Here is a 26528-nt window from a genome sequence, read left to right as displayed (position 1 = left end):
CTGCCTTCGGTCTTTAAAGGGAGATAGTTCGGCCCCCTGACGTGAGGGCCGAAACGTCATTTCCGGGCGGTGAGCAGCGCCTTCACCAGCCCTTGCGTCGATGCGTCGTGGCCGGAAGCACTTTCCTTACCTTCCACGACGGGCAGCAGGCCGGTCGCCAGTTCCTTGCCGAGCTCTACGCCCCACTGGTCGAACGAGTTGATGCGGAACAGCACGCCTTCGACGAAGACGCGGTGTTCGTAGAGCGCGATCAGCCGGCCGAGGGCAAACGGCGTCAGCTTGTCGTGGACGAAGGTGATCGAAGGGCGGTTGCCGGTGAAGACGCGGTGTGGCGCGATGAAATCGGCCTGCTTGTCATCCATGCCCTTGTCGGTCAGCTGCTTCTTGGCCTCCGCCACGGTGCGGCCCTTCATCAGCGCTTCCGACTGCGCCAGGCAATTGGCGATCAGCAACTCGTGCTGGTGGCGCAGATGCGGCTCGAAACTGTTGGCGGCGATCATGAACTCGGCCGGGATGACGGTCGTGCCCTGGTGGATGAGCTGATAGAAGGCGTGCTGGCCATTGGTGCCGGGTTCGCCCCAGACGACGGGTCCGGAATTGCCCTCGACCGGCGTGCCGTCGATCGTCACGCCCTTGCCGTTCGATTCCATGTCGAGTTGCTGCAGATAGGCCGGGAAGCGCAGCAGCCGCTGGTCATAGGGCAGGATGGCGCGCGACGGATATCCGAGAACGTTGCGGTGATAGAAGCCGAGCAGGCCGAGCAGCATCGGCAGGTTCTGGCGCACCGGCGCGGTGCGGAAATGGGTGTCCATCGCATGCGCGCCGTCCAGGAACTTGCCAAAGTTCTCACGGCCGACGGCGATCATCAGCGGCAGGCCGATCGCCGACCAGATCGAATAACGTCCGCCGACCCAGTCCCAGAACCCGAAGATGCGGTCGCTGTCGATGCCGAAGGCGGCGACCTTGTCGAGCGCGGTGGAGACGGCGCAGAAGTGATGCCCGACGGCTGCTTCCCCGAGCTTGTCGGCAATGAAGGCACGCGCCGAGGCCGCATTGGTCATCGTCTCGATGGTCGTGAAAGTCTTGGAGGCGACGATGAACAGCGTCGTTTCCGCATCGAGCAGCTTCAGCGTGTCGGCGATATGGGCGCCATCGACATTGGAAACGAAATGCGCCCGCGGGCCGTCATGGAAAGGTGCGAGCGCCAGGGTGACCATGACCGGGCCGAGATCGGAGCCGCCAATGCCGATATTGACGATATCGGTGATCTTTTTGCCGGTAGCACCCTTGAGCGCGCCCGAGCGGATGCCGTCGGCAAACTTGCCCATGGCGGCGAGCACGCCGTTGACATCCGGCATGACGTCCTTGCCGTCGACCTGCACAGGCGTATTGGAGCGGTTGCGCAGTGCCGTATGCAGTACGGCCCGGCCTTCGGTGAAGTTGATCGCAACGCCCGAGAACATCTCCTCCCGCTTGGCCGCAACGCCGCCGGCATCCGCCAGCTTTTCGAGCAGCACCATGATCTCGTCGTTCACGGCCGTCTTGGAATAGTCCATCAGGAGATCGTCGAAAACGGCGCTGAACTTGGCGAAACGGCCCGAATCGGCTGCAAAGGCGGCGCGGATATCCGTGGCATTGGTTGTCGCGACGGCGGATTTCAGGTCTTGGACGATGGCCTGCATGGGTGATTCCTCGGCACTCTGAATGGGATGATCGGGAACCTATTCCGTTTCCATGTCAAATCAAGCACGGCCGCGCCGACGATGCGTTTATTGTCCAACCGCCGTCTCGACGGCGTTGCCGATGGAGTTGCCGAAGCGGTCGACCTGGTCCTTGTAGTTTCGGCGGGTGGTCGGGTCGAAGATCGCGATCGGCGTGCTGACCGCCACGCTGGCGGCGCTGCCCACGGTCTGAGCCGTGCCGAGGGCAACGGCGCCGAGCGTCTCGCCGAGCCCGACATCCGAGTCGGTCACCGTCTGCCCGGCGATCAGCCGGTTGCCGATCAGCTTTACCACTTCGGGACTTTCGGCAAATTTGCCGTGGTTCAGCCGGTCGCCGGTCTTGAGCGCCGTGAGGTCTAGAACCACGATGCCAGCTTTCTCGAACTCGCTGCGATAGGGCTCGACGGTCGGATCCACCTGGCCGAGCCGGTCGATATTGCCGGAAATCCGTCGCGACAGGCTGAGCGCGCGGTCGTCGCGGGAAACGAACAGCGTGAAATGCGGCCGCTTCTCGCCGATCTCGGCAAGCTGCTGGCCGAACACGTCGACATCGAGGTCGGGGGAGGCGAGGATGACGTTCTGGATCTTCGGCGCCACGCGGCCGTCGCGAATTGCCATCTGGCGAAGCGCCTCGACGGTCAGCCACGATCCCATAGAATGGGCCATGACGGTGATTTCCCCGACATTCGGTTCTTTCGCCAGCCGGCGCAGCATCTCCTCCAACGCATCGCGGGAATAATTGGTGCTTTCCTTGTCGTAGTTATAGGCGAAGATGCTGCCGCGCGACGGCCAGGTGAACAGGACCGGAGCCACGTCGGCATTGGAGTCGTGGACGATCTGGGCAAAACGATAGACGGCATCCTCGTAGCGATTGTTGAAGCCGTGCACGAAGACGAACACCCGCCTGCTCTTGCCGAGGTGACCCTTGAGCCAGGATTCAGCCGCCGGGGTGGCAAGCGGCGTCACGGAAACCGTCGCGAACTCCTTTGCAGGATTGGCGGGCAGCTTCGAGGGCCACTGCACCTGCCCGATCTCGCGGGCCTTGTCCGGCGGGATGGAGACCGCAATCTCGGTAACGACGGGTTCCTTGCCGCGCTCGCCGGAAAACAGCACGCCGGGCGTCTCGGTCGGACGTCGCGTGGTTGCCACCAGCACATCGACCGTCGAGGTCCCGGCTGCCTGCGTCTGGGTTGGAATGAGCACACCTTCGGGGCGCCCCGCACAGCCTGCAAGGACGCTCAGCACCGTAAGAACGGCAATCACACGAAACGAAACTCCGGCGCGGCTTTCCAAGCGAACTCCAACATGCTTTGACCAGCCCCCACGGAAAGGGCTAATCAAGGACTGTCGCATCGTCCACCGCTAACGGTAGGATTCCGGCTTAACGGCACACGCTTGGTCGTCATCTGTCGCAGCGTTGCAACGGTAGGTTAGCCGCGCAGCTCCCGACGCAGGATCTTGCCGACGTTGGATTTCGGCAGCTCGGTGCGGAATTCGATGAAGCGCGGGCGCTTGTAGCCGGTGAGGCTGGTCACGCAATGGGCCTTGACGTCCGCCTCCGTCAGGTTCGGATCCTTCTTGACCACGAAAAGCTTCACCGCCTCGCCGGAATGTTCGTCCGGCACGCCGATCGCCGCACATTCCAGCACGCCGGGATGGGTTGCGACGACCTCCTCGACTTCGTTCGGATAGACGTTGAAGCCGGAGACGAGGATCATGTCCTTCTTTCGGTCGACGATCTTCGTATAGCCCTGGCGGTCCATGTAGCCCATGTCGCCGGTCCGGAAATAACCGTCCCCCGTCATGACCTTGGTGGTTTCGTCCGGGCGGTTCCAGTAACCGGCCATCACCTGCGGGCCGCGGATGCAGATCTCGCCGACATCGCCGAGTTCCACCTCGGAATCGTCGTCGTTACGGATCGAGATTTCCGTGGAGGAGATGGGAAGCCCGATCATACCGCTGAATTCGGTGGCGTCGAGCCGGTTGGCGGTGGCGACCGGCGAGGTTTCCGACAGGCCGTAACCCTCGGTTATCTGGCTATGGGTCATCTTCAGCCAGCGCTCGGCGACCGGCCGCTGCACCGACATGCCGCCCCCGAACACGAGCAATAGCGACGAGAAATCGAGCTTCTGGAAATCCGGGTTGTTCATCAGCGCATTGAACAGCGTGTTGAGCCCAGGGAAGATGTGGATCTTGTATTTCTGCAGTTCCTTGACGAAGGCCGGAATGTCGCGCGGGTTGGCGATCAGGATATTGTGGCTGCCGGTCGCAACCCCCATCAGCGAATTCACCGTCAGCGCAAAGATATGATAGAGCGGCAGGGCGCAGACGAACTGAATTTGCTCCGGCCGCGGTTTGTTGAGGAAGGCGGTTTCCAGCCACAGGGCCATCTGCTCCTTGTTGGCGAGCAGGTTGGCATGCGTGAGGATCGCGCCCTTGGAAACGCCGGTCGTGCCGCCGGTATATTGCAGGAAGGCGATATCGTGAGGCGAGACCTCGACCGGTTTCATCGTTTGCCGGGCGCCTTCGGCAATCACCTGCTTGAAGCTTCGGCTCGATGGCAGCGACCATTCCGGCACGAGCTTCTTCACCTTGCGCACGACCAGATTGACGATATGGCCCTTCAGGCCGAGCATGTCGCCCATCGTGGCGACGACCACTTGGCTGATCTCCGTCTGCGGCAAGGCCTGCTGCACGGTATGGGCAAAGTTTTCGAGAACGAAAATCATCTTGGCGCCGGCATCTTTCAGCTGGTAGGCCAGTTCGCGCGGAGTGTAGAGCGGGTTGACGTTGACGACAACCATGCCGACGCGAAGGATGCCGTATACGATTACCGGGTTCTGGAGAATGTTGGGCAGCATCACCGCCACGCGGTCGCCCTTGACGAGGCCCTGGGCTTCCAGCCAGGCGCCGATCTTGCGGCTTTCCGCTTCGAGCTGACGGTAGGTCAGCGACTTGCCCATGCTCGAAAAGGCGGGACGGTCCGCATACCGGGCGCAGCTGTCCTCGAAGAGGTCTCCAAGTGAATGATGGTGCAGCGGCGGAATCTCGGCCGGCACCGTCGGCGGATAGGAGGCGAGCCAGATCTTGGGTGGATTGGCACCGGTACGTGCGGTGACTTCGTTCATGCCGACCTCCTCTATCGTTCTTGTTGTTGTCCCGCGCTTTCCCGGCGCGTGCGGATCAGGTCCTCCACCTTCCCGCGAACAACAGATTATGCCATGCCGCGACAGCATCAAGCCATCCGCACAGATTTAAACAGCTATCCGCCTTTGACGTAAACGTCAACGAGGCCCCGACGTTCGTATCGAGGTGTAATTGAACCGACAGCGGAACATCCCAAAGGATCGGGCGTTTTCCATCCGTTGCGAAATGCACGAGGAATCACGAAAAGGAGGTGCGCAATGTTGCATCAAGAACCACGAGCCGGACAGGACCCCTATGTCAAGGACAGCCCATCGCTGATCGCCAGCGACAAGGTCGAAGGGACGAAGGTTTATGGCGCCGACGGCAAGCATATCGGCTCCATCGTCCGCGTACTTCTCGAAAAGCGCGGCGGTCGCGTCGGTTATGCGGTGCTCAGCTTCGGCGGCTTTCTGGGTATCGGCGACGACTACTACCCGCTGCCTTGGGAAAAGCTTCGTTACGACGAACAGCTCGATGGCTACCGCATCGACCTGACCAAGGAGCAGATCACCGGCGCCCCGCGTTACCGCGATCTGGATGACGATACCTGGTACAACGACAAGGGCCGGACGATCTACGACTATTACGGCATTCCGCCGTACTGGATGTAGGCGTTCCGCCAATGGAACTCCGGAGGCTCCGCGTTGCGGGGCCTCTTTTCGTTTATTTAATTCCTCCTGATGCAAGGTCCTCGCGACAAGGGGACGGCGATGACGGGAAAGACGGAAGCGGGCACGGTCCGCGATTTCGAGCGCGGTGATATCGAGGCTGTAGCGCAGCTTTTCCAGGAGACGTTCCGCAAAACGAATGCGCCGTCGCCCTCATTGATCGCCTATCTGGAAGAAGCCTTTTTCGATCATCCCTGGGCGGAGCCCGATATCCGTTCGAAGGTCTTTGCCGGCACTGGTGGAAGGGTCTCCGGTTTTATCGGCGTCTTTCCGTCGCGGCTGGAACTTGAAGGCCGGCCGCTTCGGGCAGCCTTTGCCGGTTCGATGATGGTCCAGAACCCGAAGGAAAATCCACTTGCCGGCGCACGGCTGCTCCGCTCCTTCCTCGCTGGCCCGCAGGATATCTCGCTGACAGAGACCGCCAATTCCACGGCGCTCGGCATGTGGCAGAAGGCTGGCCATCCGCTCGATCCCGGCTACAGCATGAACTGGCTGCGCATCTTGCGTCCGGCTTCCGCTGCGGTCGAGGTCCTGGCTAGGCGGCTGCGTCCCGCGGCCCTCCTGCGTCCCTTCGGCCGGATCGCCGACCGTGGCTCGGCGCTGGTCCGTATGACGCCTCTTCGGCCGGCCGAACGCAGCGCCTCGAAGATCACGTTCCGCGACGTCACACGCGAGGAGTTCGGCACGGCGCTTCTGACGCTTGCCTCGAACTACCCCCTTCGCCCGCGCTGGGATGATCGCTCATTGGGGTGGTTCCTGGATCAGGCGGAAAACAAGCGGAATTTCGGCTATCCGGAATGGCGCGTCGGCTTTGCTCCCGACGGGCGACCGGTTGCGGCCTATGTCTATTTCGCCGGTCCCGGCGAGATCGGCTGGCTGCTGCAGGCATTGTCGGTGCCGAATGCGGCAGCGGAAATGGTCGACGACCTGTTTGCCCACGCTTACGAAATGGGATGCTCCGGCATACGCGGCGGCGGGCATCCATGGCTGATCCCGACGCTGATGAGCCGCAAGACAATTTTCTACGGCCGCTCGTTCTTTGTCGCGCAGGCGCGCGACAAGAGCCTGCTGGAGCCGATCAGGTCCGGCCAGGCGCTGATCAGCGGCCTTGCAGGAGAAAGCTGGACGCGCCTGATCGGCGACCGGTTCGACTGAGGCTTCTCAGCTGAGCATCGTCACCGGCTCGGCATGCAGATATTCCGCCACCTTGCGCTTTGAGGCGATATTACGCCAGACGGCATCGACCTCGTCCGGTGTAAGCCCGGCAGCCTCGCCGACCTCTTCCCGCGCGATCCCGTTGTCGAGAGCGTAGAGGCAGAGATCCATGCGATCATAGGGCAGGGAGAAATAATATTCGTCCTGGCCCTGCGGCAGCGACCATGTGTCCGTCGTCGGCGGGCGCCGGCGAATGTCAGCGGGCACGCCGAGCGCTTCGGCAAGCTGATAGACCTGGCTCTTGTAGAGATGCGCGATCGGCTTGAAGTCGGCTGCGCCATCGCCGTTCTTCACGAAGAAGCCCTGATCGTATTCGAGCCGGTTCGGCGTGCCGGCGACGGCAAAGTTCAGCCGGTCGGCATGATAATATTCGATCTGCTTGCGGGTGCGCTGTTTCATGTTGGCCGCCGCGATCATGCCGAGATAGACTTCCAGCGGCATGCGGTGACGGCTCTGTTCGCCGGCCGGATTGGCGACCACCAGCCAGGAAATATTGTAGCCGCGGCCGGTCAGCGCATTCTCCAGCACCACCTTGCAGCCCCAGCCTTCGGAAAATTCCGGGACGACCTGGCGGATGAAGCCGTCGCGGCGGGTGTAGCAGCCGGCCGCGGCAAGCGCCGGTCCGATATCTTCGAGCACGGTCTCCACGCCGACGGCTTCGGCCAGCGCCTTGCCGAGCTTCAGGCTGTCCGGATCGGAATCATGTTCCGGCATGAAGATGCCCGTCACCTTGCCCGGACCGAGCGCGCGGGCGCAAAGGGCCGCGGTGACGCTGGAATCGATGCCGCCGGACAGGCCGAGCACCGCGCCGCGCTTGCGCAAATCCTTCAGCACGGTCTCGCGCAGCCAGCCGCAGATGCGCTCGATCTCGGCCTCCGCATCGAGCTTCAGCGTCTCGGCCGAGAATTTTCCCGCCTTCTGGGCCTGCTTCAGGCTCTGGATCATGCGACATTCCCCCGTGTGACTGTGTTTGTTTCGTCCGCGCCGAGCCGGATCTTGCCGGTCGTCGTGCGCGGCAGCGCGTCGCGGAACTCGACGCTTTTCGGCACCATGTAATCTTCAAGCAACTGAGCGCAGTGGCGGATGATTTCCCGCTCGGTCAGCGTCACGCCGTCCTCCACCACCACATAGGCGCGGACGACCTGGCCGAAGATCGGATCGTCGATGCCGCCAACCGCCGCTTCCTTGATGCCGGGCAGCGCATAGAGCGCGCGCTCGACTTCCTGCGGGCTGACTTTTTCGCCGCGCGTCTTGATGATGTCGTCGCGCCGGCTGACGAAATAGAGAAAGCCGTCCGCATCCGCCTGGAAGAGATCTCCGGTGTGCAGCCGCTTACCGCCCGCAACCGGCGAAAGTGCCCTTACCGAGGTCAGGCCGTTGCCCCAGTAACCGGACATTACATGCGGTCCCTCGACGACAAGTTCACCGATCGTGCCCGGAGGAGCGGGACGTCCGTCCTCGCCGATCACGAAAGCGCTGGTGCCGGGAATGGCGCGGCCGACCGAAAGCGGCCGACGGGAAACCTCTTCAGGCGGCAGGTAGGTGGCACGCAGACATTCCGTCTGGCCGTACATCAGGAAAAGCCGGATATCCGGGAAAAGCTGCTGAAGCCGCTCGGCAAGGGCCGGCGGCATGGCCGCGGCGGCGCTGGTGATGGTGCGCAGATGTGGCAGGAAACCCGGCTCCAGATCCTTCATGCCGGTAATCAGAGCGGCCATCGGCGGCACGAGCGGGAAACCCGTCGCCTTTACCTCTGTCAGCCGTTCGAGGATCTTCCGCGGAAAGGCGAAGCTCTTTTCGAGAACCAGCGTACCGCCGGCCATCACCATCGTCACCACCTGCGTGATGCCATAGCCGAAGGACAGCGGCAGGACGCTGAGCACGATGTCCTCGGACGTATTGCCGAGATAGGCAACGATCGCTTCGCAGGCGGCGCCGACATTGGCGTGGGTCAGCATGACGCCCTTCGGCTGGCCGGTGGAGCCCGAGGTGTGAAGCAGCAGCGCCAGCGCTTCGGTGTTGTCGAATTTCCCGAGTGGTACCGAAACCTCGTCGCGGACCAGATCTTCGAACCGCAATCCATGACCGAGATCGTCGCCGGTATCCGCCTGGGCGACGATCGTCAGCGGCTGCATCTTCGCCATGGCGATGGCCGAATTCATGGTTGCCCGCTGACGGGCATGGGTGATGACCGCGGAAGCCTCGGTGCTGGTGAGAATGACAGAGAGCTTTTCCGCCTTGATCGACGGATAAAGTGGGCAGGGCACGGCACCCGCCTTCCAGAGGCCAAAAAAGCTGACCACCGCCTCATGGCTGTTGTCCAGCACCATCAGCACCCGGTCACCGGGCTTGATGCCGCCGCTGGCAAGGTTTGCAGCGAGGCGATCGGACAACGCATCGAGTTCTGCATAGGCCAGCCGGACGTCGCCCGCGATAAGCGCGAGCTTTGTCCCGAAACGTCTGGCACTATCGCGGAGCCTGGCCTCTATGCGCACCGGCGCAGCCTCAGGCCGCTGCCAGCTTGATCGACAGGTAGCTCGTCATGTTGTCGATACTGTCGAGGTTTTCCGGAACGATTTCATCGTCGGCGACGGTGATGCCGTAGGTCTGTTCCAGGAAGGCGATCAGCTCGAGCACGCCGGTGGAATCGATCACGCCGCTTTCAAGCAATGACTGGGTGTTGGAAACCTGCGCGTCGGCCCGGAAAAGAAAATTTTCCGCGATGAACTCGCGCACGCTGTTTTCGATTGCTTCCGCCATCGACGGCCCTCTCCACAAATGGTTTTTGCCGCGCGGATGCGGCGCGGTCGATTGAAAAGGCATCTTCCAGACTATCCCTGAACGTTTTGCTAATTTGTAAAACGCTTTTCTCCACAAGCTTAACCGCATCCAAATGCCGCCCTCGACGTTGATGCATCCATGAAGATCGCGACCTTCAATGTGAACGGCGTCAACGGTCGCCTCGGCCTGCTCCTCGAATGGCTTGAGGAGGCGGCGCCGGACGTGGTCTGTCTGCAGGAGCTGAAGGCGCCGCAGGAGAAGTTTCCGGCAAAGGCGATCGAGAAGGCGGGCTACGGCGCAGCATGGCACGGCCAGAAAAGCTGGAACGGCGTCGCAATCCTTGCCTGCGGTGCCGATCCGATCGAGACGCGCCGCGGCCTGCCGGGCGATCCGGAGGACCTTCACAGCCGCTATATCGAAGCCGCGGTGCAGGGCGTGCTGATCGCGTGCCTCTATGCTCCGAACGGCAATCCCGCCCCGGGGCCAAAATTCGCCTACAAGCTTGCCTGGTACGAGCGGTTTCTGGTGCATGCTCAGGCGCTGCTGGAAACAAGTGCGCCCATCGTCCTTGCCGGCGACTACAACGTCATGCCGACGGATCTCGATGTCTACAAACCGGAACGCTGGCGGGATGACGCACTGTTCCGGCCGGAGGTACGAGAGGCTTTCTCCCGGCTGCTGGAACAAGGCTGGACCGACGCGATCCGCAAGCTGCACCCGGGCGAGCGCATCTATACGTTCTGGGATTATTTCAGGAACGCCTGGGGCCGAGATGCCGGCCTGCGGCTCGACCACCTGTTGCTCAGCCCCTCGATCGCGGACCGGTTGCAGGCAGCCGGCGTCGACCGCCACATCCGCGGCCGCGACCATGCGAGCGACCACGCGCCGGCCTGGATCGAGCTCGCCGACTAGGTGAGATCGATCGCCATCTCGGACTGGGTGAGGTTACTTTTCCGCCAGCCGATCCGCCGCATGAAGCGGTCGAGCAGGCCCTCCGGCACGTTTTCGATGATGAAGAGCCTGCGGCCTGGATAACGGGCGGCGAGGGCATCGGTCAGTGACCGGCCAAACCCCTCCCGGCGATGGACGGGATCGACCGCGAGGCCGAGGAGCCGGATATCCTTGCCCGAGTCATCCAGGAGCACGGCCGCCTTGTCATCGAGCACGAAACCTTTCAGCGGCGCGCCGGCTCTCTTAAAACTTTGGGGATCCGTCTGCCAGGAGAGGCCGGCATCGGCGAATTTTGCGAGCATCGCTGCGGCCGTCTTCAGGTCGCTTTCCTTGGCCGGCGCCACATCCGGCGCGGCAAGCTTGCGGCTGCGGCCGAAGCCCACAAGTTTGCGGGCAGTCACGAAGCCGAGCGACAGATAGAGATCGCGCGCCCGCTCATTGGTGTTGATCACTTCGAGGATGAGCTTTCGGTCGCTGCGCGCCTTCGCGGTCTCGATAGCATCCAGCATAACGCTGTGTCCGAAACCGCGGCCGCGGATCGTCGGCCCCATGCCGATCGCGCCGACCCGCGAAAGATCACCCCGCCGGCCGATCAGCAGAATGCCCGCCGGTTTTTCTCCGTCGAAATAGACGAAGCTCTCATCGAGGTCGACATGATCGCGTTCGATGCGTAACTGCAGCGACGGGACCGTCACGTTCATCGGCACCACATAGCCCGAAAAGCCGGCGGCAAAACCTTCGGCCGCCTCTTCCAGGCTGCAATCCGACAAGCGACGATGGGAAATGGCGGATGTCATGACCTCTCTCCCGAGCGTGTTGCCTCAGAGCACGTTGGACGGCGAGCCCTTTTCGAAGTTCTCGACATGGGTGATGACCTGCACCCAGAGCGTCTGCATCGCCTCGTCACTCGCCCAGGCCACATGCGGCGTGAGGATGAAGTTCGGCCGTTCCAGGATCGTCAGCAGCGGATTGTCCGGTGCCGGCGGTTCCTTGGTCAGCACGTCGAAACCGGCGCCGCCGATCAGGCCCTCGTCGAGCGCGGTCACCAGATCGGCCTCGTTCACCAGGCCGCCGCGGGCGGTGTTGATGATCAGCGGATGCCGCTTCATCTTTCGGAACTCGGGCAGGCCGATGAGGTCGCGGGTCGCCGGCGTCAGCGGCATGTGAAAGGTGATGATATCAGACGTTTCCAGCACCTCGTCGAACGCCGTGTAGCTGGGCTCGACCTTTTCCGCATCTTTCCGGGCCGCGAAGATGACCTTCATGCCGAACGCCTCGGCGATCTTCGCCACCGACTTGCCGAGTGTGCCGCGGCCGAAGATGCCGAGCGTCGAGCCGGCCAGATCCTTGATCGGATGGTTGAAGAAGCAGAACTGGTTGGCGCGCTGCCATTCGCCGGCGATCACGTCCTCACGAAAACCGACGATCGAACGGCGCAGCGCGAAGATCAGGCCGAACGTATGCTCCGGCACGGTGTTGACCGCATAACCGCGCACGTTGGAGACGGTGATGCCGCGCTCCTTGGCGAAGGCGAGGTCGATCACGTCATAGCCGGTCGCGGCGACCGCGATCATTTTCAGCTTCGGGGCATTTGCGATCGATTGCTCGCGCACCGGTGCCTTGTTGGTGACGACGATATCGGCATCCGCGATACGGGAAGCCACATCCTCCGGCGCCGTCTTGCCATACTCTACCCATTCATGAGCGAACGCGGGCCGGGTGATCGTCACCGAAGGGCCGATCGTGTCGCGATCCAGAAATACGACCTTCATCGCGGAAATTCCTGCATGATTTGAAACTCCTCCCAATCGAACCATGGCGGCCGAAGCGCTGGCCGCAATGGATTTCTCGTATATCATCCCGCCCGCCGACCGGAAGGCAAAAGTGCGGAGAATGGCATGGGTGAAGTGTTGACGCTCGATTGCGTCGTCATCGGCGGCGGCGTGGTGGGGCTGGCGGTGGCCCGCGAACTGGCAATTGCCGGCCGCGAGGTCGTGCTCCTGGAAGCTGAGCCGATGACAGGCAGCATTACCTCTTCCCGCAACAGCGAAGTCATCCACGCCGGGCTCTATTATCCGACCGGTAGCCTCAAGGCCGAACTCTGCGTCGCCGGCAAGGAGAAGCTCTACGACTACTGCCGCGACCGGCACATTCCGCACAAGAGATGCGGCAAGCTGGTCGTCGCCTCGAACGAGGCCGAAGTCGCCTATCTCGAAAAGCTGCTGAAGCAGGCCCAAGCCAATGGCGTCGTCGATTGCCGGTTGATCGACGGCGCCGAACTTGCCCGCCTCGAGCCACAGATCGTAGGCTTTGCAGCACTCGTCTCGCCCTCGACCGGCATCATCGACAGCCACAGCCTGATGGAAGCCTATATCGCCGATATCGAAGCGCATGGCGGCAACGTCGTGCTCAACTCGCCCGTCCTTGGCGGCGAGCTTCTATCCGATGCCATGCGACTTTCGGTCGGCGGCCGCGATCCCGTGGAGATCGCGGCGAACCTGGTGGTCAACTCGGCCGGCTTAAGCGCCTGGGCGATCTCCGAAGGCATGATCGGCCTCGACAGGAGAACTATCCCCGAGCGCCACTACGCAAAAGGCTGCTACTTCTCATTGGCGGCCCGCGCGCCGGCGGAACGGCTGATCTACCCGGTGCCGGAGACCGGCGGGCTCGGCGTCCACCTGACGCTTGATCTCGCCGGCCAGGCGCGGTTCGGCCCGGATGTCGAATGGGTCGAGACGATCGACTACGACGTCGATCCCCGCCGCGCCGACAAGTTCTATGCAGCGATCCGCCGCTATTGGCCAAATCTGCCGGATGGCGCCCTGCAGCCTGCCTATTCGGGCATGCGGCCGAAAGTAGTCGGTCCGAACGGGGGAGGGGCCGGCGACTTCATCATTCAGGGGCCTGAAACGACCGGCCACCCGGCCTATGCCGCGCTTTACGGCATTGAATCTCCCGGCTTGACCGCCTCCATGGCGATCGCGGAGAGAGTTAAGAGCTTGAACTTGGGTTGAGATAGAAGTCCGAAGGCCCCCTCATCCGCCTGCCGGCACCTTCTCCCCGCCGGGGAGAAGAGATATGCCGCGCCGTCTCCGGACCTCTTTGCCTCAGTTGTTTGGGTGCGCAGGCGCCGCCGCTCATCCTCTCCCCTCGGGGAGAGGTCCGGCCGAGCAAAGCGGAGGCGGGGTGAGGGGGAGACACTTGCTCGGCTTCACTAATGAGGGGTTCTCAAAACGCCGCGCGCCTGTCGTGTTTGGCGAGACGGGTGAGCAGATAGTCAACTTCGGCCTTGGCGGTCGGGGAAAGCATCTGCGCCGGTTTGCGCTGCGCATCCGAGGTGATGACGCCGCGCCGTTTCAGCACGTGTTTGCGGATCGCCAGACCGATGCCGGCCTGCTGCTCGTAGCGGATCAATGGCAGATGCGCATCGAACAGGTCATGCGCCTCGTCGCGTTTGCCGGCGGCGAATAGGCCAACCAGTTCCGTCAGCATGTCGGGGAAACCGTAGCCGGTCATCGCTCCGTCGGCGCCGCGTTCCGGTTCGAAATCGAGGAACATGCCGCCATTGCCGCAGAGGATCGAGAAGGGACGCAGTTCGCCTGCCTTCTGCATGGCGCGCAGCCTCGACACCTTTTCCAGCCCCGGCCAGTCCTCGTGCTTCAGCATCAGGCAGGACGGGTGATTGGTAATGATCCTGGCGATCACGCCCGGCGACATGACGACGGTCAGCGTCAGCGGATAATCCTGCAGCACCCACGGTACGTCGTCGCCGACCGCTTCGACGGCGCCGGCGAAATAGTTGACGATCTGGTCGTCGGTGCGCAGTGCCGGGGTCGGCGCAATCATCACGCCGGCCGCACCCATGTCCATCGCATCGCGTGCCAGCGAACGCATGCCTGCAAAGCCTGGCGCCGAGACGCCGACGATGATCGGCACTTTGGCGCGAGAGACGACGCGTTTGATGATCGCCCGGCTTTCGTCCGGCTCCATCTTCGGCGCTTCGCCCATGATCCCGAGAATGGTGATGCCGGTGCAGCCGCTCTCTTCATAAAAATCCGTCAGCCGGTCGATCGAGGCAAAATCGATCGATCCGTCTTCGAAGAATGGCGTGGTGGCGATGGCGTAGACGCCTTTGGTCTCGATCCCGAAGGTCATTATTGGGCGTCCTTCCAGGCCTGGTAGCGGGCTTTCGTTTCGGCGTTCATCGGATAGAGGCCGGGCAGCGGCACGCCGCGGTCGACCTCGGTCATGATCCAGCCTTCCATGCGTTCCTGTTCCGGTGCCTCGGCGACGACCGCGTCGAGCAGCTTGGCCGGGATCAGCACCGCGCCGTCATCGTCCACGACGACGATATCATCCGGAAAAACGGCAACGCCGCCGCAGGAGATCGGCTCCTGCCAGCCAACGAAGGTGAGGCCGGCGACGGAAGGTGGAGCAGCGATGCCGTCGCACCAGACCTTCATGCCGCTGCCGAGCACGCCTTCGGCATCACGCATCACGCCGTCGGTCACAAGCCCTGCCACGCCGCGCTTCGCCATCCGGGAGCAGAGAATATCGCCGAAAATGCCGGCATCTGTGACGCCGAGCGCGTCAGCCACCGCCACGCAGCCTTCCGGCATGGCCTCGATCGCCGCGCGGGTGGAGATCGGCGAAGCCCAGCTTTCCGGCGTCGCCAGATCCTCGCGGGCGGGCACGAAACGCAGCGTGAAGGCCGGCCCCACCACGCGGCCCTGGCCCGGCCTCAGCGGCTTGGTGCCGCGCATCCAGACGTTGCGCAGGCCCTTTTTCAAAAGCACCGTGGTCAGCGTGGCGGTGGAGACGCCCTTCAGCGTCTCGATGATCTTGGGGTCCAGCGGCATGAATTCTCCTTGGGAATTTTGAATGCCGCCTTCGCAGGCGGCGGGCGATATTCGGTCGCGACTTCTCGTTCGTCAAGGAACTAACGCCTCCGTCGTCATTGACACGACCGCCGTCTGTCGAGGTATAACGTCTTTCAACACTGACACATGGGAGGATGAGACAGTGCTTTTTCCAACGACACTCGTCGGCAGTTATCCGCAGCCGGAATGGCTGATCGACCGCGCCAAGCTTGCGGGCCGTTTTCCGCCCCGTGTCCGCGCCAGGGAACTGTGGCGCATCCCCCAGGAATACCTCGCCGAAGCGCAGAACGACGCGACGATCATGGCGATCAAGGCTCAGGAGGAAGCCGGCCTCGACATCATCACCGATGGCGAAATCCGCCGCGAGAGCTATTCGAACCGCTTTGCGACCGCGCTCGAAGGCGTCGATCTCGACAATCCGGGCTCGGCGCTCGATCGTTCCGGCCATCCGAACCCCGTTCCGCGCATTACCGGCAAGATCCGCCGCAAACATGCGGTCGAGGCCGAGGACGTGAAATTCCTGCGCAGCCACACGGACCGCAAGATCAAGATCACCGTTCCCGGCCCCTTCACCATGTCGCAACAGGCCCAGAACGATTTCTACAAGTCGGAGGAAGAAGCCGCCTACGACTATGCCGACGCGGTGAACGCCGAGATCCGCGATCTCTTCGCCGCCGGGGCCGACGTGGTGCAGATCGATGAGCCCTACATGCAGGCCCGCCCGCAGAAGGCGGAACAGTATGGCCTCGCGGCGCTCAACCGCGCGCTCGACGGCGTCAAGGGCACGACGGCCGTGCATATCTGCTTCGGTTATGCGGCCATCATCCATGAGCGGCCGTCAGGCTATTCCTTCCTGACCCAGCTTTCGGGCTGCTCCTGCCATCAGGTGTCGCTCGAAACCGCGCAGTCGAACCTCGATTGCTCGACGCTGACCGACCTTTCCGGCAAGACGCTGATGCTCGGCGTCATCGACCTGTCGGACATGAATATCGAGACTCCGGAAACGGTCGCCAACCGCATCCGCCGGGCGCTGCCTTATGTCGAGGCGAAGAACATCATCGTCGCGCCCGATTGCGGGATGAAATACCTGCCCCGTGAGGTAGCCTTCGGCAAGATGAAGGCGATGGTCGAGGGCGCCAAGATCATGCGCCGGGAACTCGGCGAGGCTGCCTGATCTTCCAGTTGAGTGCTTGGATAATAGGGGCGATTGCCACGGCAATCGCCCTTTTGTTTTGCGGTCTTGGCGCCTGAGCACACGCGATTCGGGAATATGTATCCCAAATATGTAAATTATGACCATTGCTGGCTTATAATCCGGTCTATTGTATCCCAAATAAAATCGATATATACATTGCGCCAGAGGATTTTCGGCTGGCGGTTGGGCGATCTGCCCCACACAGGCTGGTCCGATAGGAAGATCATGACGACCCTTGTTCTCATACCCGGGCTTGTATCGGACGCCATCGTCTGGGCGCCCTTGGCCGAAGCGGCGTCTGGCGCCATGCCAGTTCATCACGCCGATCTCTCCGACGGCACATCGATCACCGGTATGGCTCGAACGCTTCTCGATGAGACGGATGGCGATATCGTTGCCGTCGGCCACTCGATGGGTGGCCGTGTCGCCCTGGAAATGGCGCGCATGGCGCCGGACCGGGTTCGCGGTCTCGTGCTGGCCAACACCGGGCATCATCCCAAGCGCGAAGGCGAGGAAATCAAGCGTCAGCAGATGATCGATCTCGGCAACCGCAGCATCGAGGACCTGGCGCAGCAATGGCTGCCGCCGATGCTCGATCCGGCCCGCGTGGGTGACAAGGACCTGATCGGACGCCTCCACGCCATGGTCCTCAGGGCAGGCTCGCAGGTTCATGAGCGCCAAATCCGCGCCCTTATCGGCCGCCCGGACGCCAGCGCCTATATCACCGATCTTCGTTGCCCCATCCTGCTTGTCGCCGCTCGCCAGGATGGCTGGAGCCCGATCGCCCAGCACCAGGAAATCGCCGACGCAGCGCCGGATGCCGAACTCGTCATCATCGAAAATGCCGGGCACTTCGCTCCCATCGAGCGACCCATGGAAACCACCGCCGCCATCACCGAATGGCTGGCGCGCAGATTTGGAGAATCCCAATGAGTGAAGCAGCAGCTACGATACCGGATACCCCGCTCTTCGACCGGGCAGGCTCGATCCGCGGCTACCGGATCAACAAGATGGCGATGGCGCTTGGCCAGCCCGCCAACCGCGCAGCCTTCAAGGCTGACGAAGAGGCCTATCTCGACAGTTTCGGCCTGAGCGCCCACGAAAAGTCGGCGGTCATGGCCCGCGACTGGCACGAGATGGTGCGCCTCGGCGGCAATCTCTTCTTCATCCTGAAGATTTCCGCGATCGATCCGACCCCGATCACCAGGATCGGTGCGGCCCAGGCCAGCATGGAACACGAAGACTTCCTGCATCTGAGGCTGGGAAAAAAGCGCAATGGCTAAGATCATTGGTGGGCTTGGAACGAGCCACGTTCCCTCGATTGGTGCTGCACTCGACAAGGGGCTGCGCGACACGCCGGACTGGAAGCCGTTCTTCGATGGTTACGAAGTCGGCAAGCAGTGGATGCGGGACGCCAAGCCCGACATCGCCGTCGTCGTCTTCAACGATCATGGCAATACCTTCTTCCTCGACCGCGTGCCGACCTTCGCCGTCGGCGTCGCCGAGACCTACAATCCGGTTGATGAAGGCTGGGGACCGCGCGCCATTCCGGCATTCGAAGGGGCAGTCGATTTCTCCTGGCATTTCGTCGACAAGCTGGTCGAGCGTCATTTCGACCCGATGGTCTGCCGCGAGATCGAGGTGGATCACGGCCTGCAGGTGCCGATGGAACTGTTTTTCGGCCGGCCGGAAGCCTGGCCGGTGAAGGTCCTGCCGATCTGGGTCAATACCATCCAGTATCCGATCCCGACCCCACAGCGCTGCTGGGAAATGGGCAAGGTCCTGCGCGAAGCGATCGAAAGCTGGCCGGGCGACGAGCGCGTCGTCATTCTCGGCACCGGTGGCCTGTCGCATCAGTTGCAGGGCGCCCGTGCCGGCTTCATCAACCAGGCGGCCGATCGCGCCTGGCTGGACGGCATCGCCAGCAATCCGGAACCCTATCGCGCCATGACCCGCGAAGACTACGTCGAACAATTCGGCTCCGAAGGCGCCGAGCTGATCATGTGGCTGGTCATGCGCGCCGCGATGAACAGCGACGTCAACCTCATCCACAAGCACTACCACGCCCCGGCATCGATGACCGGCGCCGGCATGGTCGTGCTGGAAAATGCGGCCTGAACCGATGTTTTTCCTGATGCGCTGCCTGCACCATGAAGGGCAGGATGCCGCCCGCGATACCCACCGCCCGTCGCACCGGGCCTGGGTCCAGTCGGGCGGAGAGGGCCTTGCTGCGGTCCTGATCGGCTCGGCCCTTGTCGACGAGGGCGGTTCGGCGCTCGGCAATTTCGGCATCCTGGAGGCCGCGAGCCTGGAAGAGGCGCAGGCTTTTGCGCAAGGCGATCCCTTCAATCGTGCCGGGATCGTTTCGGCGATCGAGCTGACGCAGCTGCCGGACACGTTCCAGGCGACTCGGATCTGCGATCCGATGACCCCGCGCAAGTACGGCTGATCCCATTTCGGCCAATAAAAAGCCCGCCATCCGGCCAGGATGGCGGGCTTTTCGTCATGTCGTTCAGTCCCCGATCGTCTCATGGGCATCCGCCTTGCCCTCGGCCCAATATCCGGCGGCCTTGATCCAGGCGAGCGGATATCCGCGCTTCTCGACCAGATAGGCTCGAACAGCACGGGCGACCGAGGCTTCGGCGGCGACCCAGACGAAGGTCTCGGGCTCAAGCGCGATCGTATCGAGTACGGAGATCAGCCCGGAGGCATCCGTGGCGCGGGAAAGGGGGCGATGGACCCAGAGTGTCTTGAGCGACGCCTGCGTCTCGAAGACCTGTTCCTCTTCAGGCCCGGCGACCAGCCCGATACTGGTGATCACGGCGTCTTCGCCGGCCTCTTCGATACGGCGGCCCATCGCCGGAAGTCCGGTCTCGTCGCCGATAAGCAGCCAGCGCTTCACGCCGGAGATGACGGCCGAGCCTCGCGGGCCGCCGATCGACAACGCGCTGCCCGGCACGGCATCCAGCGCCCATCGCGTGGCGGGACCGGCATCATGGACGGCGAAATCGAGCACCAGCGACCTGGCGTTCTGATCATACCGCCGGGGCGTATAGTCACGGCGCTCCGGTTCGCCGGCATCGGTCGGCAGGAAAATCTTGACGTGGTCGTCCGGCGCAGCGCTGACGAAATCCGAAAGATCCTCGCCGCTGAGCGTGACGCGCAGCATCTGCGGCGTGATACGTTCGACGGTTTCGACCGTCAGCACGCGACGCTTAAGTTCGTGACGAATGCGCTCGATCTTGGGGGCGGAGGAGGTCTGGTCCTGGGTCGTAAGGTCGTTCATCTAAATCCTTTCACGGGATATCGACCTGCCGGACACAGCCGCGCAGACCGAAACCGGCAATGCCCGGTCGATCAGCGCGTTGAGTGACGTTAACGCTTACGTGCGAAGCCTTACGGCAATCGCAGTGTGAGCTTTAGGTAGGCGGGCAAAGCCCCGACGGCAAGGGTTGGCGAGCGTCAATTCCGGCAATTTTGCCAGTTAGAAAACTGCAAACAGCTGTCTTCGAGGTCATCGTCTTCGCAGCGCTGGTCTCGACATCCACCTTCCCTGCACCAGATACCTCCGATCGTTCAGCCTTTGTGAAGGACTGGCGGCCAATGTGCTGCAATCCCTGGGCGATTCGCCCGACAATATGGAGATGGCATGACGCTGCTGCAATTCCCCGCCGATCGGCGCACCGCTGACGTAAAACGTTGCGCCGAAGCGCTTCTGCGGCTTCACGGCGAACAAGCGAACCGTTTCTGGAGATCGGAAATGGCCAGTTTTGCGGCAGTTCTCAGAGCCCAGGGTGTGGCAGACGAGGAAATCTCCCGCCAGGCCGGCCTGTTCATGCACGCCGTCCAGATGCAGCTCCAAAACGATTGCCTCAACGACGAAACGAGCCTTGTGGCAGGTTGACGCCCGCCGACCTTCTGGCCGAGATATCGGCAACGCAGGCGCTACGGAAGAATTGGAAGATAACTGGTGCCGCTTGCAGGACTCGAACCTGCGACCCCATCATTACGAATGATGTGCTCTACCACCTGAGCTAAAGCGGCACGGGCAGCGGCCGGTATTTTTTCATTGCGTTTCATGCTTTTACGAGAAGCTATCTAATTTGGCGACCGCCGTATAGCAAGTCCAATCACCAATTCGATGTGACCATGGTGTGACGGAAGCCAGCCTCTTTGCAGTTTGGTATGGCTTGATCCGTTTCGTACCGGTATGGCTGAAAACTCGAGGAGTGTCAGCCGAGCGGTTAAGGCGGGTGAAAGTAGCGACGACGAGATAACCTGCTTCCGCTCTATCTCTCACAGCAGATCGCCATCTTCGGTGTCGGTAAGAATAAGCACCGAGCGCTTGTCGATTTGCAGACATATTCGGCGGTCGCGTTTATAAAAGATGGGCTGAGCAAAGCGCCATGTGAATTCCACCTCGATTGCCGCGTCCAGAGCGAGGTCGTCAAAGCCCTCGGGCCGATAGAGCGGAAACTCCCTAGTGGCCAGTCCCTCAAGTGCAGTTGACGTTTGGTTCGCGATTAGCGACCTGATCAGTGCACGGGTCGACTGATCCAGGCCGACCCGAAAACCTGTGTAGGGCGGTCCGTCCTCCCAACTTAGCAAGATTGGCCGATCACTTCGATTTTCCACTCGAAGGTAGGGACTTTTCGCTGCGCCTCCTTCTATAAGGGGCCGAGCAATCAAAAAGGCAGAGGGATAGAAGCGAAACCACTTCTCCCAAACAACAAAGATCACGCTGGCCACACCGGCCAGTGCGCCTAGGCCTTGGAAAACATCCAGCATTCTCACCCCATCCGAAGGCAGTCACTGTTGTAGGATAATACGTGGGCTAATTGTCATCAAGTCGCGCTCAGATTGTATTTCCGATGAGGAAAATCCCTAGGCGACCCCAGCGCCACCACAATATAAATCAAAATAATCGTTTGACGTCAATGGGATAAAGAGCGACGTTTGTTGTGTTGGCGATGCCATTCCACCAACAATCGGAGCCATATCATGACTGAAATGCAATCTAAAATCGAGTCAGAGACTCTCTTGCGGCGATCTGAGGCTGCCCAGCGTCTCACCGCTGCCGGATACCCCGTTTCACTGGCTACGCTCGCAACAATGGCATGCCGAGGTGGAGGTCCGAGGTTCAGGCGGTTCGGTAACAAGCCGCTTTACCGGTGGGGCGACCTACTCGATTGGGCGGAGCGTCGAACCTCTCCCTACGGAACATCCGTTGCCCAGTGCGAGGCCGCTCGGCAGGCCACGGCTTAACAGACATTCCCATAAAATGCGGCGCGTCCGCCAAGGAGCAAGAGCATGAACAGCTACAAGAAATTCGCCGCCTCGACTCGTGCTAACTTCACGGATGAGGAACTGAAGAAGGCCCAGTCCAACTGGGATTACGTGGCGCGGCGCTTCCCCGAGGAGCACAGGGAAGCGGAATCGCTGATCGCCGCGCGAGGTCTTTCCGGTCACCGGGAGATCACCGCCCACTACCTCGCCAACAAGTCCCCGATTACATCCTCTGAAATCAAGCGGCTCGAGACCTATGCCCAGTCGACTTACGAAGGCCCGTTCGGTCGTGGGAAGCAGGGGGAGTGAGATGCGCAACGGCTCCCAAGAAATCCTCCTCTCTCTTCGGCTCGGCTTGGAGGATGAAGACGTAAATCGACAGGTGCTCGTCCCCATGCGGCGGGCCGACACGCCAGAGGCGGTGCTCGACGTGCTTGAGGTATTCTCCGTGCTCAGTGCGGCTGAATGGCCGGGGTCGGGAAAGTATTTTCGGCTGTTCGTCCAAATCTATGCCGAGCTTTGGATTGCGCACATTGAAACCCTGCCCTTGGTCGAGCGCGCTGTTGCTTCGGTCGAGGCGCTGCGGGTGATGGGAATGCCGGTGCCCGAGTCGGTGGGGAAAGTGGCCGCGCTGGCGCAGGCGGAGTTGGAGCGGCGGGGTGTGCCTCTTCGATATTGGGGAGGCCGGAATGGGTGAGGTTGTGAACATAGCCGGTCGCCGCCGAGCCGCAGCGCCGGTGCCGGATTTTGACCGGGTGATGGAGCGCCTATTCGAAGCCATCGACCTCATTGACGAGGGAGCATGCTCGCGGGCAGCCGCCCGTCGGGCGGTTTGTGATGCGTGTGAACTACTGCTCCTACGGGAAGAAAGGATGCTGACGTGGCCGAAGAAGCGATAAGCGGGAGCGTAGCGGACTTTCAGAAATGGCAGTCGCAGTTGCTACGCAAGCAAGGGACTGCGGTTGTGCGGGCCGGAGCGGAGGACCCGGTGGAGTTCAGCCGTGATAGCAATCCCAAAGGATATGCCCCGTCGCTCGCAAATGCGAAGTTGGCGATACAAAAGCTCGGGATTGTCTTCCGGCTCGACACTTTCCGGCAGCGCGTCATTACCGAGGGATGGCCGAAGGAGCTTGGCGAGACATCTGAAAAAATCGAACTGGTTGTTCGCAAACTGGTCATTGAGAGATTCGGGTTCGACCCCGAACCAAGGCATACGCGAGATGCGATTGAGCTAGTTGCTTTGGAAAACGCCTTCGATCCCGTGCGCGAGTATCTCGATGGGCTGCGGTGGGATGGAGTGCCGAGGCTTGACACCTGGCTGCGGGATTATCTCGGTGCACCGGATGATCCGCTGACGAGTGCGATTGGCCGCGCCGTGCTTACAGGAGCGGTAAGGCGCGTTCGCCAGCCATGCTGCAAGTTCGACGGCGTCATGGTGCTCGAAGGGCCGCAAGGAGGCGGGAAGTCGAGCGCATTGAAGGTGCTGGCGGGAGGGGAAGAGTTCTTCTCCGACGAGATCGCCACGGATGTGCCTTACAAGGAGCAGCAGGAATTGCTGCAGGGGAAATGGATTGTGGAATTGCCGGAACTGGTAGGCCTCTCCAACACTCAGGTCGGCAGATTGAAGCAGTTCATCTCGAAAACTCATGACCGGGGCAGACCTGCGTTCGCACGCTCGGTGGTAGACCTGCCACGTCGGGGAATTCTGATCGGCACGACGAACGATGCGCAATATCTGCGCGATCCGACTGGAGGGCGGCGCTTTTGGCCGGTCGAGGTTGGGCGAGTAGATCAGGATGGGCTGCGAGCGGTGCGTGATCAGCTTTGGGCTGAGGCGGCTGAAGCGGAGCCGTCGGCCTCCGATCCCATCACCATTCCCGAGGCGCTTTGGGGTGAGGCCGCGAGACGGCAAGCAGAGCGGGTGGCGGGTGACATCTGGGATGATTTGCTGGAAGCGGCGCTCCCCGAGGTGGCGAAAGCCTTTGACGGTGAGTTGCGGATTACGGCGCTGACCATTTTCGAGAAGGTGCTGAAGATGGAGCCGAAGGCTGTTCCCCGGCGGGACATGACGAGGCTGGCGGATTGTATGCGGCGGCTTGGCTGGACCGGCCCAAAGGCGATGCGCATCGATGGCGCGCTGGTGAAGGGGTATGCGCGGCAGGTGGATATGGCTCCGTGATCGCGTGTTACCGTTACCGTTGTTACCGTTCAAAATATATGGAATTGGCCGATACGCCCTTTCCGGGCTATTTTGGAAAAAGATGGGTAACTACGGTAACTAAGGTAACAAACGTTGAAAAATAAAGGAAATTTCCGTTACCGTTGGACCGAAAATCGATCCCCGTTACGGTAACAAACCGCAATCGGAAGAACCACATGGCTGAACCCACGATCATCTCCCCCGCCCTGGGCGCACTTTTGGACATCATGACCTCCCACGAGGTCGAGGAGGCGAGATGCCTCGACGCGGCTCGAGCGATCATTGAATACGAAGCGCCAGCGGAAGTGTTCGCGCTCACGCATGCGTACCTGATGGGAGTGGCGCGCGATGCGGATCAGCCGGTGGCGCTGAAGCTGAAGGCGCTTGAGTTAATACGCAAAGTGGAAGCGAAGCGGGTGGTGCCGGGAACGTCCAGGGCCGTAGATACGGCGAAGTCGCTCGCGCTGGGGCGGCGGATGGCCATCGCTAAACGTAGAGTAGAATTACTTCGCAGTGATCGCTGGCCGCCACAAGAGGATTGGACGGATGACTTGGGCAATTTCTCTAGGATACTGGTAGAAGAAGAGAGGATTGCAGAAAGGCTCGAGGCAGCACGTATTCGGCGGGCGCAGCAATAATCCACGAAGTTTTGGTGGAAGTGAGATCAAGCTGCAAACTTAGCGATAGTATTCATGGTGACGCGCGCGATAATACGACTCAAATTTGGAGAGTCGTTGGAATGCCGGTCCCGGGCTTTGAGTGGCTTACGAACTACCTGCAAGCGATCCGCCTATTTAACGTCCAGGCTGGATTGATCTACACTGGGGTAGGGTCATCGGTTACCGCGCTTAACTACTTCACCAGCGACGACGCCTCCCCCGACCTATTCGCGGACAAAACTTGGCCAATTATGGCGTTAACAGGAATCGTGATCACGGCAGTTGATTTGGGCCGGATCGGCGTTGAGTACCTCAAAGGGAGAGCGAGTGATCGAGCCGCAGCGGCTTACGGGCGGAGGCAACGTGAGGATGCGGCACTCGCAGTGCAGCTACACGAAGAGAAGATCGCTGAGGTGGTTATCGGCAACATGTGGGCGATAGAAGACACCAATCTGAAGCGAGTGTTGAAATACATTCTCCAGAAGCCAGACCGACGTTTTACGTCATGGGGCACTAACGTTTGGTTTGATGACCTTCTGGGAAAAAAGATTGTTCGCAAGTCCGCCGTTGAAGACGGCTTCTACTCGAATGGCACGTTTGTGGTTCATCCCGCAATATGGGAAATCAAAGACGAGTTTCTCATGAAGAACAAAAACTTGCCTCTCGCCGAGGGCAAAGATTACGTGAGCTATAGAGCGTAACGGTTCTAAAGATCAGCCAAGGCGAAGGCCATCTTCTATTGAACCGCATCTCGCAAAATCCGAAATACACTCGCCCGACCGATTCCGAGCTTATCGGCAATAGCGTCGCCCGTCATCCCTTCGGCCTTAAGCCGCTTCACTTCTGTCGCCTTGGCCCTCGCTGTGGGCGCGCGCCCCTTGTACTTCCCCTCGGCCTTCGCTTTCGCAATTCCCTCCCGCTGCCGTTCTAGCATCAGTTCCCGCTCGAACGCCGCGATGCCCCCGAGGATCGTCAACATCAGCTTGCCTGTTGGGGTGGCCGTATCGACATTCATTGAAAGTATGCGCAGCGTCACGCCGTCCTTTTCGAGCCGCTGCGCAACGGCAAGAAGGTCAGAGGTTGAGCGGGCTAAGCGGTCGGGCTTAGTGACGATCAGCGTATCACCCTCGCGAACGTATTCTAGCATCCGATCAAGCTCGGGGCGTTTGGTTGCGAGCGCGGAAAGTTCTTCATGGAAAAGTTTGGTGCATCCAGCGGCTTGGAGATCCCGAAGCTGTGCCTCAAGTCCGGCCTTTTGATCAGTGGTGGAGGTGCGGGCGTACCCAACAAGTTGCGACATAACGGAAGCGCTCTTGGCTCATTGAAGTTAAAGATACAGTGATACTGTAGTCTCAAAATGTCAATCGCCATTCATGTGATACTCAGTGGGAGCATTTCGCGCAGGATCGCAGGGGCTTGCCCTGTGATACTGGAGCGGGATATGGCGGGCGCGTCCGGTGATGACGGGTCGGGGAACGGGCGTTGGATGGCGGCAATACGGCACGACGTTGGGCCGGTGACGTGATGCGGGGTACGGATGGGTTTTGCCCCGTCCAATGATTGGATACGTCCACGCCCCGGCCAATACATCGATATGGCTTTCACTCAAATGGGAAGATCGAAGTGAGGTGGAGTATGGCCTGTTCCAAATCGATACCAACCATACCCACCTCCGCGACGTTTGCCTGACATCAGGACTCGCTCCCCGCGAGGGAGTCGCGGCCAGTGCGTTGTGATCCAGACCCCACCCCCCTTTGATCGTCGCTCGGCGGGGGTGGGGGTTCGA

Annotated in this window: 28 protein-coding genes and 1 tRNA gene; 15 read left to right on the top strand and 14 right to left on the bottom strand. The window is 61.4% G+C overall.

All coding sequences use genetic code 11. The features are described from left to right. Positions 1-56: 56 nt before the first annotated feature. From pgi to C5J26_RS24510, 3 genes are all read right to left on the bottom strand, one after another. Positions 57-1682: a glucose-6-phosphate isomerase gene (gene pgi, locus C5J26_RS24520; protein WP_105404156.1), complete on the bottom strand. Its 1626-nt coding sequence runs from the start codon at positions 1680-1682 to the stop codon at positions 57-59. An 87-nt stretch (positions 1683-1769) separates the two neighbouring features. After that, positions 1770-3014, bottom strand: a complete 1245-nt coding sequence (locus C5J26_RS24515) for an alpha/beta hydrolase (protein ID WP_105404155.1) — start codon at positions 3012-3014, stop codon at positions 1770-1772. Positions 3015-3151: 137 nt separating this feature from the next. Next, entirely contained in the window at positions 3152-4849 is a 1698-nt protein-coding gene (locus tag C5J26_RS24510) for a long-chain fatty acid--CoA ligase (RefSeq protein WP_105404154.1), read from the bottom strand. A gap of 276 nt (positions 4850-5125) precedes the next feature. On the opposite strand from C5J26_RS24510, the gene C5J26_RS24505 reads away from it, so the two are divergent. Both C5J26_RS24505 and C5J26_RS24500 read left to right on the top strand, forming a co-directional pair. Further along, a complete protein-coding gene (locus tag C5J26_RS24505) occupies positions 5126-5518 on the top strand; it encodes a PRC-barrel domain-containing protein (RefSeq protein ID WP_105404153.1) in 393 nt (130 codons plus the stop codon). 99 nt (positions 5519-5617) lie between these two features. Next, the gene (locus tag C5J26_RS24500) at positions 5618-6730 is read left to right on the top strand and encodes a hypothetical protein (RefSeq protein ID WP_105404152.1); all 1113 of its coding nucleotides are present in this window, start codon (positions 5618-5620) and stop codon (positions 6728-6730) included. 6 nt (positions 6731-6736) lie between these two features. On the opposite strand, the gene nadE is transcribed toward C5J26_RS24500, so the two are convergent. Genes nadE through C5J26_RS24485 form a run of 3 tightly spaced genes read right to left on the bottom strand, consistent with a single transcriptional unit; the run spans position 6737 to position 9550 of the window. Next, positions 6737-7735, bottom strand: coding sequence for an NAD(+) synthase (nadE, locus tag C5J26_RS24495; protein WP_105404151.1), 999 nt, complete (start codon positions 7733-7735; stop codon positions 6737-6739). Beyond that, entirely contained in the window at positions 7732-9285 is a 1554-nt protein-coding gene (locus tag C5J26_RS24490; RefSeq protein WP_105404150.1) for a class I adenylate-forming enzyme family protein, read from the bottom strand. The genes nadE and C5J26_RS24490 overlap by 4 nt, the downstream gene beginning before the upstream one ends. 10 nt (positions 9286-9295) lie before the next feature. Further along, positions 9296-9550 carry an acyl carrier protein gene (locus tag C5J26_RS24485; RefSeq protein WP_105404149.1) on the bottom strand — a complete coding sequence of 85 codons (255 nt, stop codon included), beginning with the start codon at positions 9548-9550 and terminating at the stop codon, positions 9296-9298. Between the two features lie 159 nt (positions 9551-9709). Between C5J26_RS24485 and xth the strand changes: the two genes are divergently transcribed. Next, complete coding sequence (gene xth, locus C5J26_RS24480; RefSeq protein WP_105404148.1) at positions 9710-10483, top strand: exodeoxyribonuclease III; 774 nt, start codon at positions 9710-9712, stop codon at positions 10481-10483. Here xth and C5J26_RS24475 read toward each other — a convergent pair. Beyond that, positions 10480-11319, bottom strand: a complete 840-nt coding sequence (locus C5J26_RS24475) for a GNAT family N-acetyltransferase (RefSeq protein WP_105404147.1) — start codon at positions 11317-11319, stop codon at positions 10480-10482. The two genes, xth and C5J26_RS24475, sit on opposite strands and share 4 nt — an antisense overlap. A gap of 24 nt (positions 11320-11343) precedes the next feature. Continuing rightward, positions 11344-12294, bottom strand: a complete 951-nt coding sequence (locus C5J26_RS24470; protein WP_105404146.1) for a D-2-hydroxyacid dehydrogenase — start codon at positions 12292-12294, stop codon at positions 11344-11346. 126 nt (positions 12295-12420) lie between these two features. Between C5J26_RS24470 and C5J26_RS24465 the strand changes: the two genes are divergently transcribed. Continuing rightward, the gene (locus C5J26_RS24465) at positions 12421-13536 is read left to right on the top strand and encodes an NAD(P)/FAD-dependent oxidoreductase (RefSeq protein ID WP_206051219.1); all 1116 of its coding nucleotides are present in this window, start codon (positions 12421-12423) and stop codon (positions 13534-13536) included. Between the two features lie 214 nt (positions 13537-13750). On the opposite strand, the gene C5J26_RS24460 is transcribed toward C5J26_RS24465, so the two are convergent. Both C5J26_RS24460 and C5J26_RS24455 read right to left on the bottom strand, forming a co-directional pair. Beyond that, entirely contained in the window at positions 13751-14677 is a 927-nt protein-coding gene (locus C5J26_RS24460; RefSeq protein WP_105404145.1) for a dihydrodipicolinate synthase family protein, read from the bottom strand. Beyond that, the gene (locus C5J26_RS24455) at positions 14677-15381 is read right to left on the bottom strand and encodes a ribonuclease activity regulator RraA (protein ID WP_105404144.1); all 705 of its coding nucleotides are present in this window, start codon (positions 15379-15381) and stop codon (positions 14677-14679) included. The genes C5J26_RS24460 and C5J26_RS24455 overlap by 1 nt, the downstream gene beginning before the upstream one ends. A gap of 163 nt (positions 15382-15544) precedes the next feature. Between C5J26_RS24455 and C5J26_RS24450 the strand changes: the two genes are divergently transcribed. The 5 genes from C5J26_RS24450 to C5J26_RS24430 all read left to right on the top strand — a co-directional run bounded on the left by C5J26_RS24450 (position 15545) and on the right by C5J26_RS24430 (position 19046). Then, positions 15545-16576 (top strand): uroporphyrinogen decarboxylase family protein, encoded by a 1032-nt coding sequence (locus tag C5J26_RS24450; RefSeq protein ID WP_105404143.1) that lies wholly within the window; start codon positions 15545-15547, stop codon positions 16574-16576. Positions 16577-16822: 246 nt separating this feature from the next. Beyond that, complete coding sequence (locus C5J26_RS24445) at positions 16823-17530, top strand: alpha/beta fold hydrolase (RefSeq protein WP_105404142.1); 708 nt, start codon at positions 16823-16825, stop codon at positions 17528-17530. Next, complete coding sequence (locus tag C5J26_RS24440; protein ID WP_105404141.1) at positions 17527-17880, top strand: extradiol ring-cleavage dioxygenase; 354 nt, start codon at positions 17527-17529, stop codon at positions 17878-17880. The genes C5J26_RS24445 and C5J26_RS24440 overlap by 4 nt, the downstream gene beginning before the upstream one ends. Beyond that, positions 17873-18715 (top strand): class III extradiol dioxygenase family protein, encoded by an 843-nt coding sequence (locus tag C5J26_RS24435; RefSeq protein ID WP_105404140.1) that lies wholly within the window; start codon positions 17873-17875, stop codon positions 18713-18715. Before C5J26_RS24440 ends, C5J26_RS24435 begins: the two co-directional genes overlap by 8 nt. Beyond that, a complete protein-coding gene (locus C5J26_RS24430; protein WP_245441263.1) occupies positions 18705-19046 on the top strand; it encodes a YciI family protein in 342 nt (113 codons plus the stop codon). Before C5J26_RS24435 ends, C5J26_RS24430 begins: the two co-directional genes overlap by 11 nt. A gap of 63 nt (positions 19047-19109) precedes the next feature. On the opposite strand, the gene C5J26_RS24425 is transcribed toward C5J26_RS24430, so the two are convergent. Next, positions 19110-19883: a siderophore-interacting protein gene (locus C5J26_RS24425; protein ID WP_105404138.1), complete on the bottom strand. Its 774-nt coding sequence runs from the start codon at positions 19881-19883 to the stop codon at positions 19110-19112. A gap of 363 nt (positions 19884-20246) precedes the next feature. Between C5J26_RS24425 and C5J26_RS24420 the strand changes: the two genes are divergently transcribed. Further along, the gene (locus C5J26_RS24420; RefSeq protein WP_105404137.1) at positions 20247-20501 is read left to right on the top strand and encodes a DUF6074 family protein; all 255 of its coding nucleotides are present in this window, start codon (positions 20247-20249) and stop codon (positions 20499-20501) included. Positions 20502-20565: 64 nt separating this feature from the next. On the opposite strand, the gene C5J26_RS24415 is transcribed toward C5J26_RS24420, so the two are convergent. Both C5J26_RS24415 and C5J26_RS24410 read right to left on the bottom strand, forming a co-directional pair. Further along, positions 20566-20641 (bottom strand) — tRNA-Thr (locus C5J26_RS24415). Positions 20642-20893: 252 nt separating this feature from the next. Beyond that, the gene (locus C5J26_RS24410) at positions 20894-21385 is read right to left on the bottom strand and encodes a hypothetical protein (protein WP_105404136.1); all 492 of its coding nucleotides are present in this window, start codon (positions 21383-21385) and stop codon (positions 20894-20896) included. A 522-nt stretch (positions 21386-21907) separates the two neighbouring features. Between C5J26_RS24410 and C5J26_RS24400 the strand changes: the two genes are divergently transcribed. From C5J26_RS24400 to C5J26_RS24375, 5 genes are all read left to right on the top strand, one after another. Further along, entirely contained in the window at positions 21908-22192 is a 285-nt protein-coding gene (locus C5J26_RS24400; RefSeq protein WP_105404135.1) for a hypothetical protein, read from the top strand. 1 nt (position 22193) lies between these two features. Then, positions 22194-22580, top strand: coding sequence for a hypothetical protein (locus C5J26_RS24395; RefSeq protein ID WP_105404134.1), 387 nt, complete (start codon positions 22194-22196; stop codon positions 22578-22580). A 183-nt stretch (positions 22581-22763) separates the two neighbouring features. Next, on the top strand, positions 22764-24062 hold the full coding sequence (locus tag C5J26_RS24385) for a virulence-associated E family protein (RefSeq protein ID WP_245441262.1): 1299 nt from the start codon (positions 22764-22766) through the stop codon (positions 24060-24062). A gap of 197 nt (positions 24063-24259) precedes the next feature. Beyond that, a complete protein-coding gene (locus C5J26_RS24380) occupies positions 24260-24721 on the top strand; it encodes a hypothetical protein (RefSeq protein WP_206051218.1) in 462 nt (153 codons plus the stop codon). A 101-nt stretch (positions 24722-24822) separates the two neighbouring features. Next, positions 24823-25443 (top strand): hypothetical protein, encoded by a 621-nt coding sequence (locus C5J26_RS24375; RefSeq protein ID WP_105404132.1) that lies wholly within the window; start codon positions 24823-24825, stop codon positions 25441-25443. A gap of 35 nt (positions 25444-25478) precedes the next feature. Here the strand turns inward: C5J26_RS24375 and C5J26_RS24370 are convergent, their stop codons facing one another. Continuing rightward, on the bottom strand, positions 25479-26042 hold the full coding sequence (locus C5J26_RS24370) for a recombinase family protein (RefSeq protein ID WP_105404131.1): 564 nt from the start codon (positions 26040-26042) through the stop codon (positions 25479-25481). Positions 26043-26528 lie beyond the last annotated feature (486 nt).

Origin of the sequence: Neorhizobium sp. T7_12 (assembly GCF_002968535.1) — a bacterium.
In the GTDB taxonomy this organism is placed as follows: Bacteria; Pseudomonadota; Alphaproteobacteria; order Rhizobiales; family Rhizobiaceae; genus Neorhizobium; species Neorhizobium tomejilense.
The sequence above is the reverse complement of the archived record's forward strand: the minus strand, read 5'-3'. Positions and strand labels throughout refer to the sequence as shown.

What these genes read in the sequence shown, in the direction of transcription:
- pgi (WP_105404156.1), bottom strand. Translation starts at nt 1,682, where the DNA reads ATGCAGGCCATCGTCCAAGACCTGAAATCCGCCGTCGCGACAACCAAT.
- C5J26_RS24510 (WP_105404154.1), bottom strand. Translation starts at nt 4,849, where the DNA reads ATGAACGAAGTCACCGCACGTACCGGTGCCAATCCACCCAAGATCTGG.
- C5J26_RS24505 (WP_105404153.1), top strand. Translation starts at nt 5,126, where the DNA reads ATGTTGCATCAAGAACCACGAGCCGGACAGGACCCCTATGTCAAGGAC.
- C5J26_RS24500 (WP_105404152.1), top strand. Translation starts at nt 5,618, where the DNA reads ATGACGGGAAAGACGGAAGCGGGCACGGTCCGCGATTTCGAGCGCGGT.
- nadE (WP_105404151.1), bottom strand. Translation starts at nt 7,735, where the DNA reads ATGATCCAGAGCCTGAAGCAGGCCCAGAAGGCGGGAAAATTCTCGGCC.
- C5J26_RS24485 (WP_105404149.1), bottom strand. Translation starts at nt 9,550, where the DNA reads ATGGCGGAAGCAATCGAAAACAGCGTGCGCGAGTTCATCGCGGAAAAT.
- xth (WP_105404148.1), top strand. Translation starts at nt 9,710, where the DNA reads ATGAAGATCGCGACCTTCAATGTGAACGGCGTCAACGGTCGCCTCGGC.
- C5J26_RS24475 (WP_105404147.1), bottom strand. Translation starts at nt 11,319, where the DNA reads ATGACATCCGCCATTTCCCATCGTCGCTTGTCGGATTGCAGCCTGGAA.
- C5J26_RS24470 (WP_105404146.1), bottom strand. Translation starts at nt 12,294, where the DNA reads ATGAAGGTCGTATTTCTGGATCGCGACACGATCGGCCCTTCGGTGACG.
- C5J26_RS24465 (WP_206051219.1), top strand. Translation starts at nt 12,421, where the DNA reads ATGGGTGAAGTGTTGACGCTCGATTGCGTCGTCATCGGCGGCGGCGTG.
- C5J26_RS24460 (WP_105404145.1), bottom strand. Translation starts at nt 14,677, where the DNA reads ATGACCTTCGGGATCGAGACCAAAGGCGTCTACGCCATCGCCACCACG.
- C5J26_RS24455 (WP_105404144.1), bottom strand. Translation starts at nt 15,381, where the DNA reads ATGCCGCTGGACCCCAAGATCATCGAGACGCTGAAGGGCGTCTCCACC.
- C5J26_RS24445 (WP_105404142.1), top strand. Translation starts at nt 16,823, where the DNA reads ATGACGACCCTTGTTCTCATACCCGGGCTTGTATCGGACGCCATCGTC.
- C5J26_RS24440 (WP_105404141.1), top strand. Translation starts at nt 17,527, where the DNA reads ATGAGTGAAGCAGCAGCTACGATACCGGATACCCCGCTCTTCGACCGG.
- C5J26_RS24435 (WP_105404140.1), top strand. Translation starts at nt 17,873, where the DNA reads ATGGCTAAGATCATTGGTGGGCTTGGAACGAGCCACGTTCCCTCGATT.
- C5J26_RS24430 (WP_245441263.1), top strand. Translation starts at nt 18,705, where the DNA reads ATGCGGCCTGAACCGATGTTTTTCCTGATGCGCTGCCTGCACCATGAA.
- C5J26_RS24425 (WP_105404138.1), bottom strand. Translation starts at nt 19,883, where the DNA reads ATGAACGACCTTACGACCCAGGACCAGACCTCCTCCGCCCCCAAGATC.
- C5J26_RS24420 (WP_105404137.1), top strand. Translation starts at nt 20,247, where the DNA reads ATGACGCTGCTGCAATTCCCCGCCGATCGGCGCACCGCTGACGTAAAA.
- C5J26_RS24410 (WP_105404136.1), bottom strand. Translation starts at nt 21,385, where the DNA reads ATGCTGGATGTTTTCCAAGGCCTAGGCGCACTGGCCGGTGTGGCCAGC.
- C5J26_RS24400 (WP_105404135.1), top strand. Translation starts at nt 21,908, where the DNA reads ATGAACAGCTACAAGAAATTCGCCGCCTCGACTCGTGCTAACTTCACG.
- C5J26_RS24395 (WP_105404134.1), top strand. Translation starts at nt 22,194, where the DNA reads ATGCGCAACGGCTCCCAAGAAATCCTCCTCTCTCTTCGGCTCGGCTTG.
- C5J26_RS24380 (WP_206051218.1), top strand. Translation starts at nt 24,260, where the DNA reads ATGGCTGAACCCACGATCATCTCCCCCGCCCTGGGCGCACTTTTGGAC.
- C5J26_RS24375 (WP_105404132.1), top strand. Translation starts at nt 24,823, where the DNA reads ATGCCGGTCCCGGGCTTTGAGTGGCTTACGAACTACCTGCAAGCGATC.
- C5J26_RS24370 (WP_105404131.1), bottom strand. Translation starts at nt 26,042, where the DNA reads ATGTCGCAACTTGTTGGGTACGCCCGCACCTCCACCACTGATCAAAAG.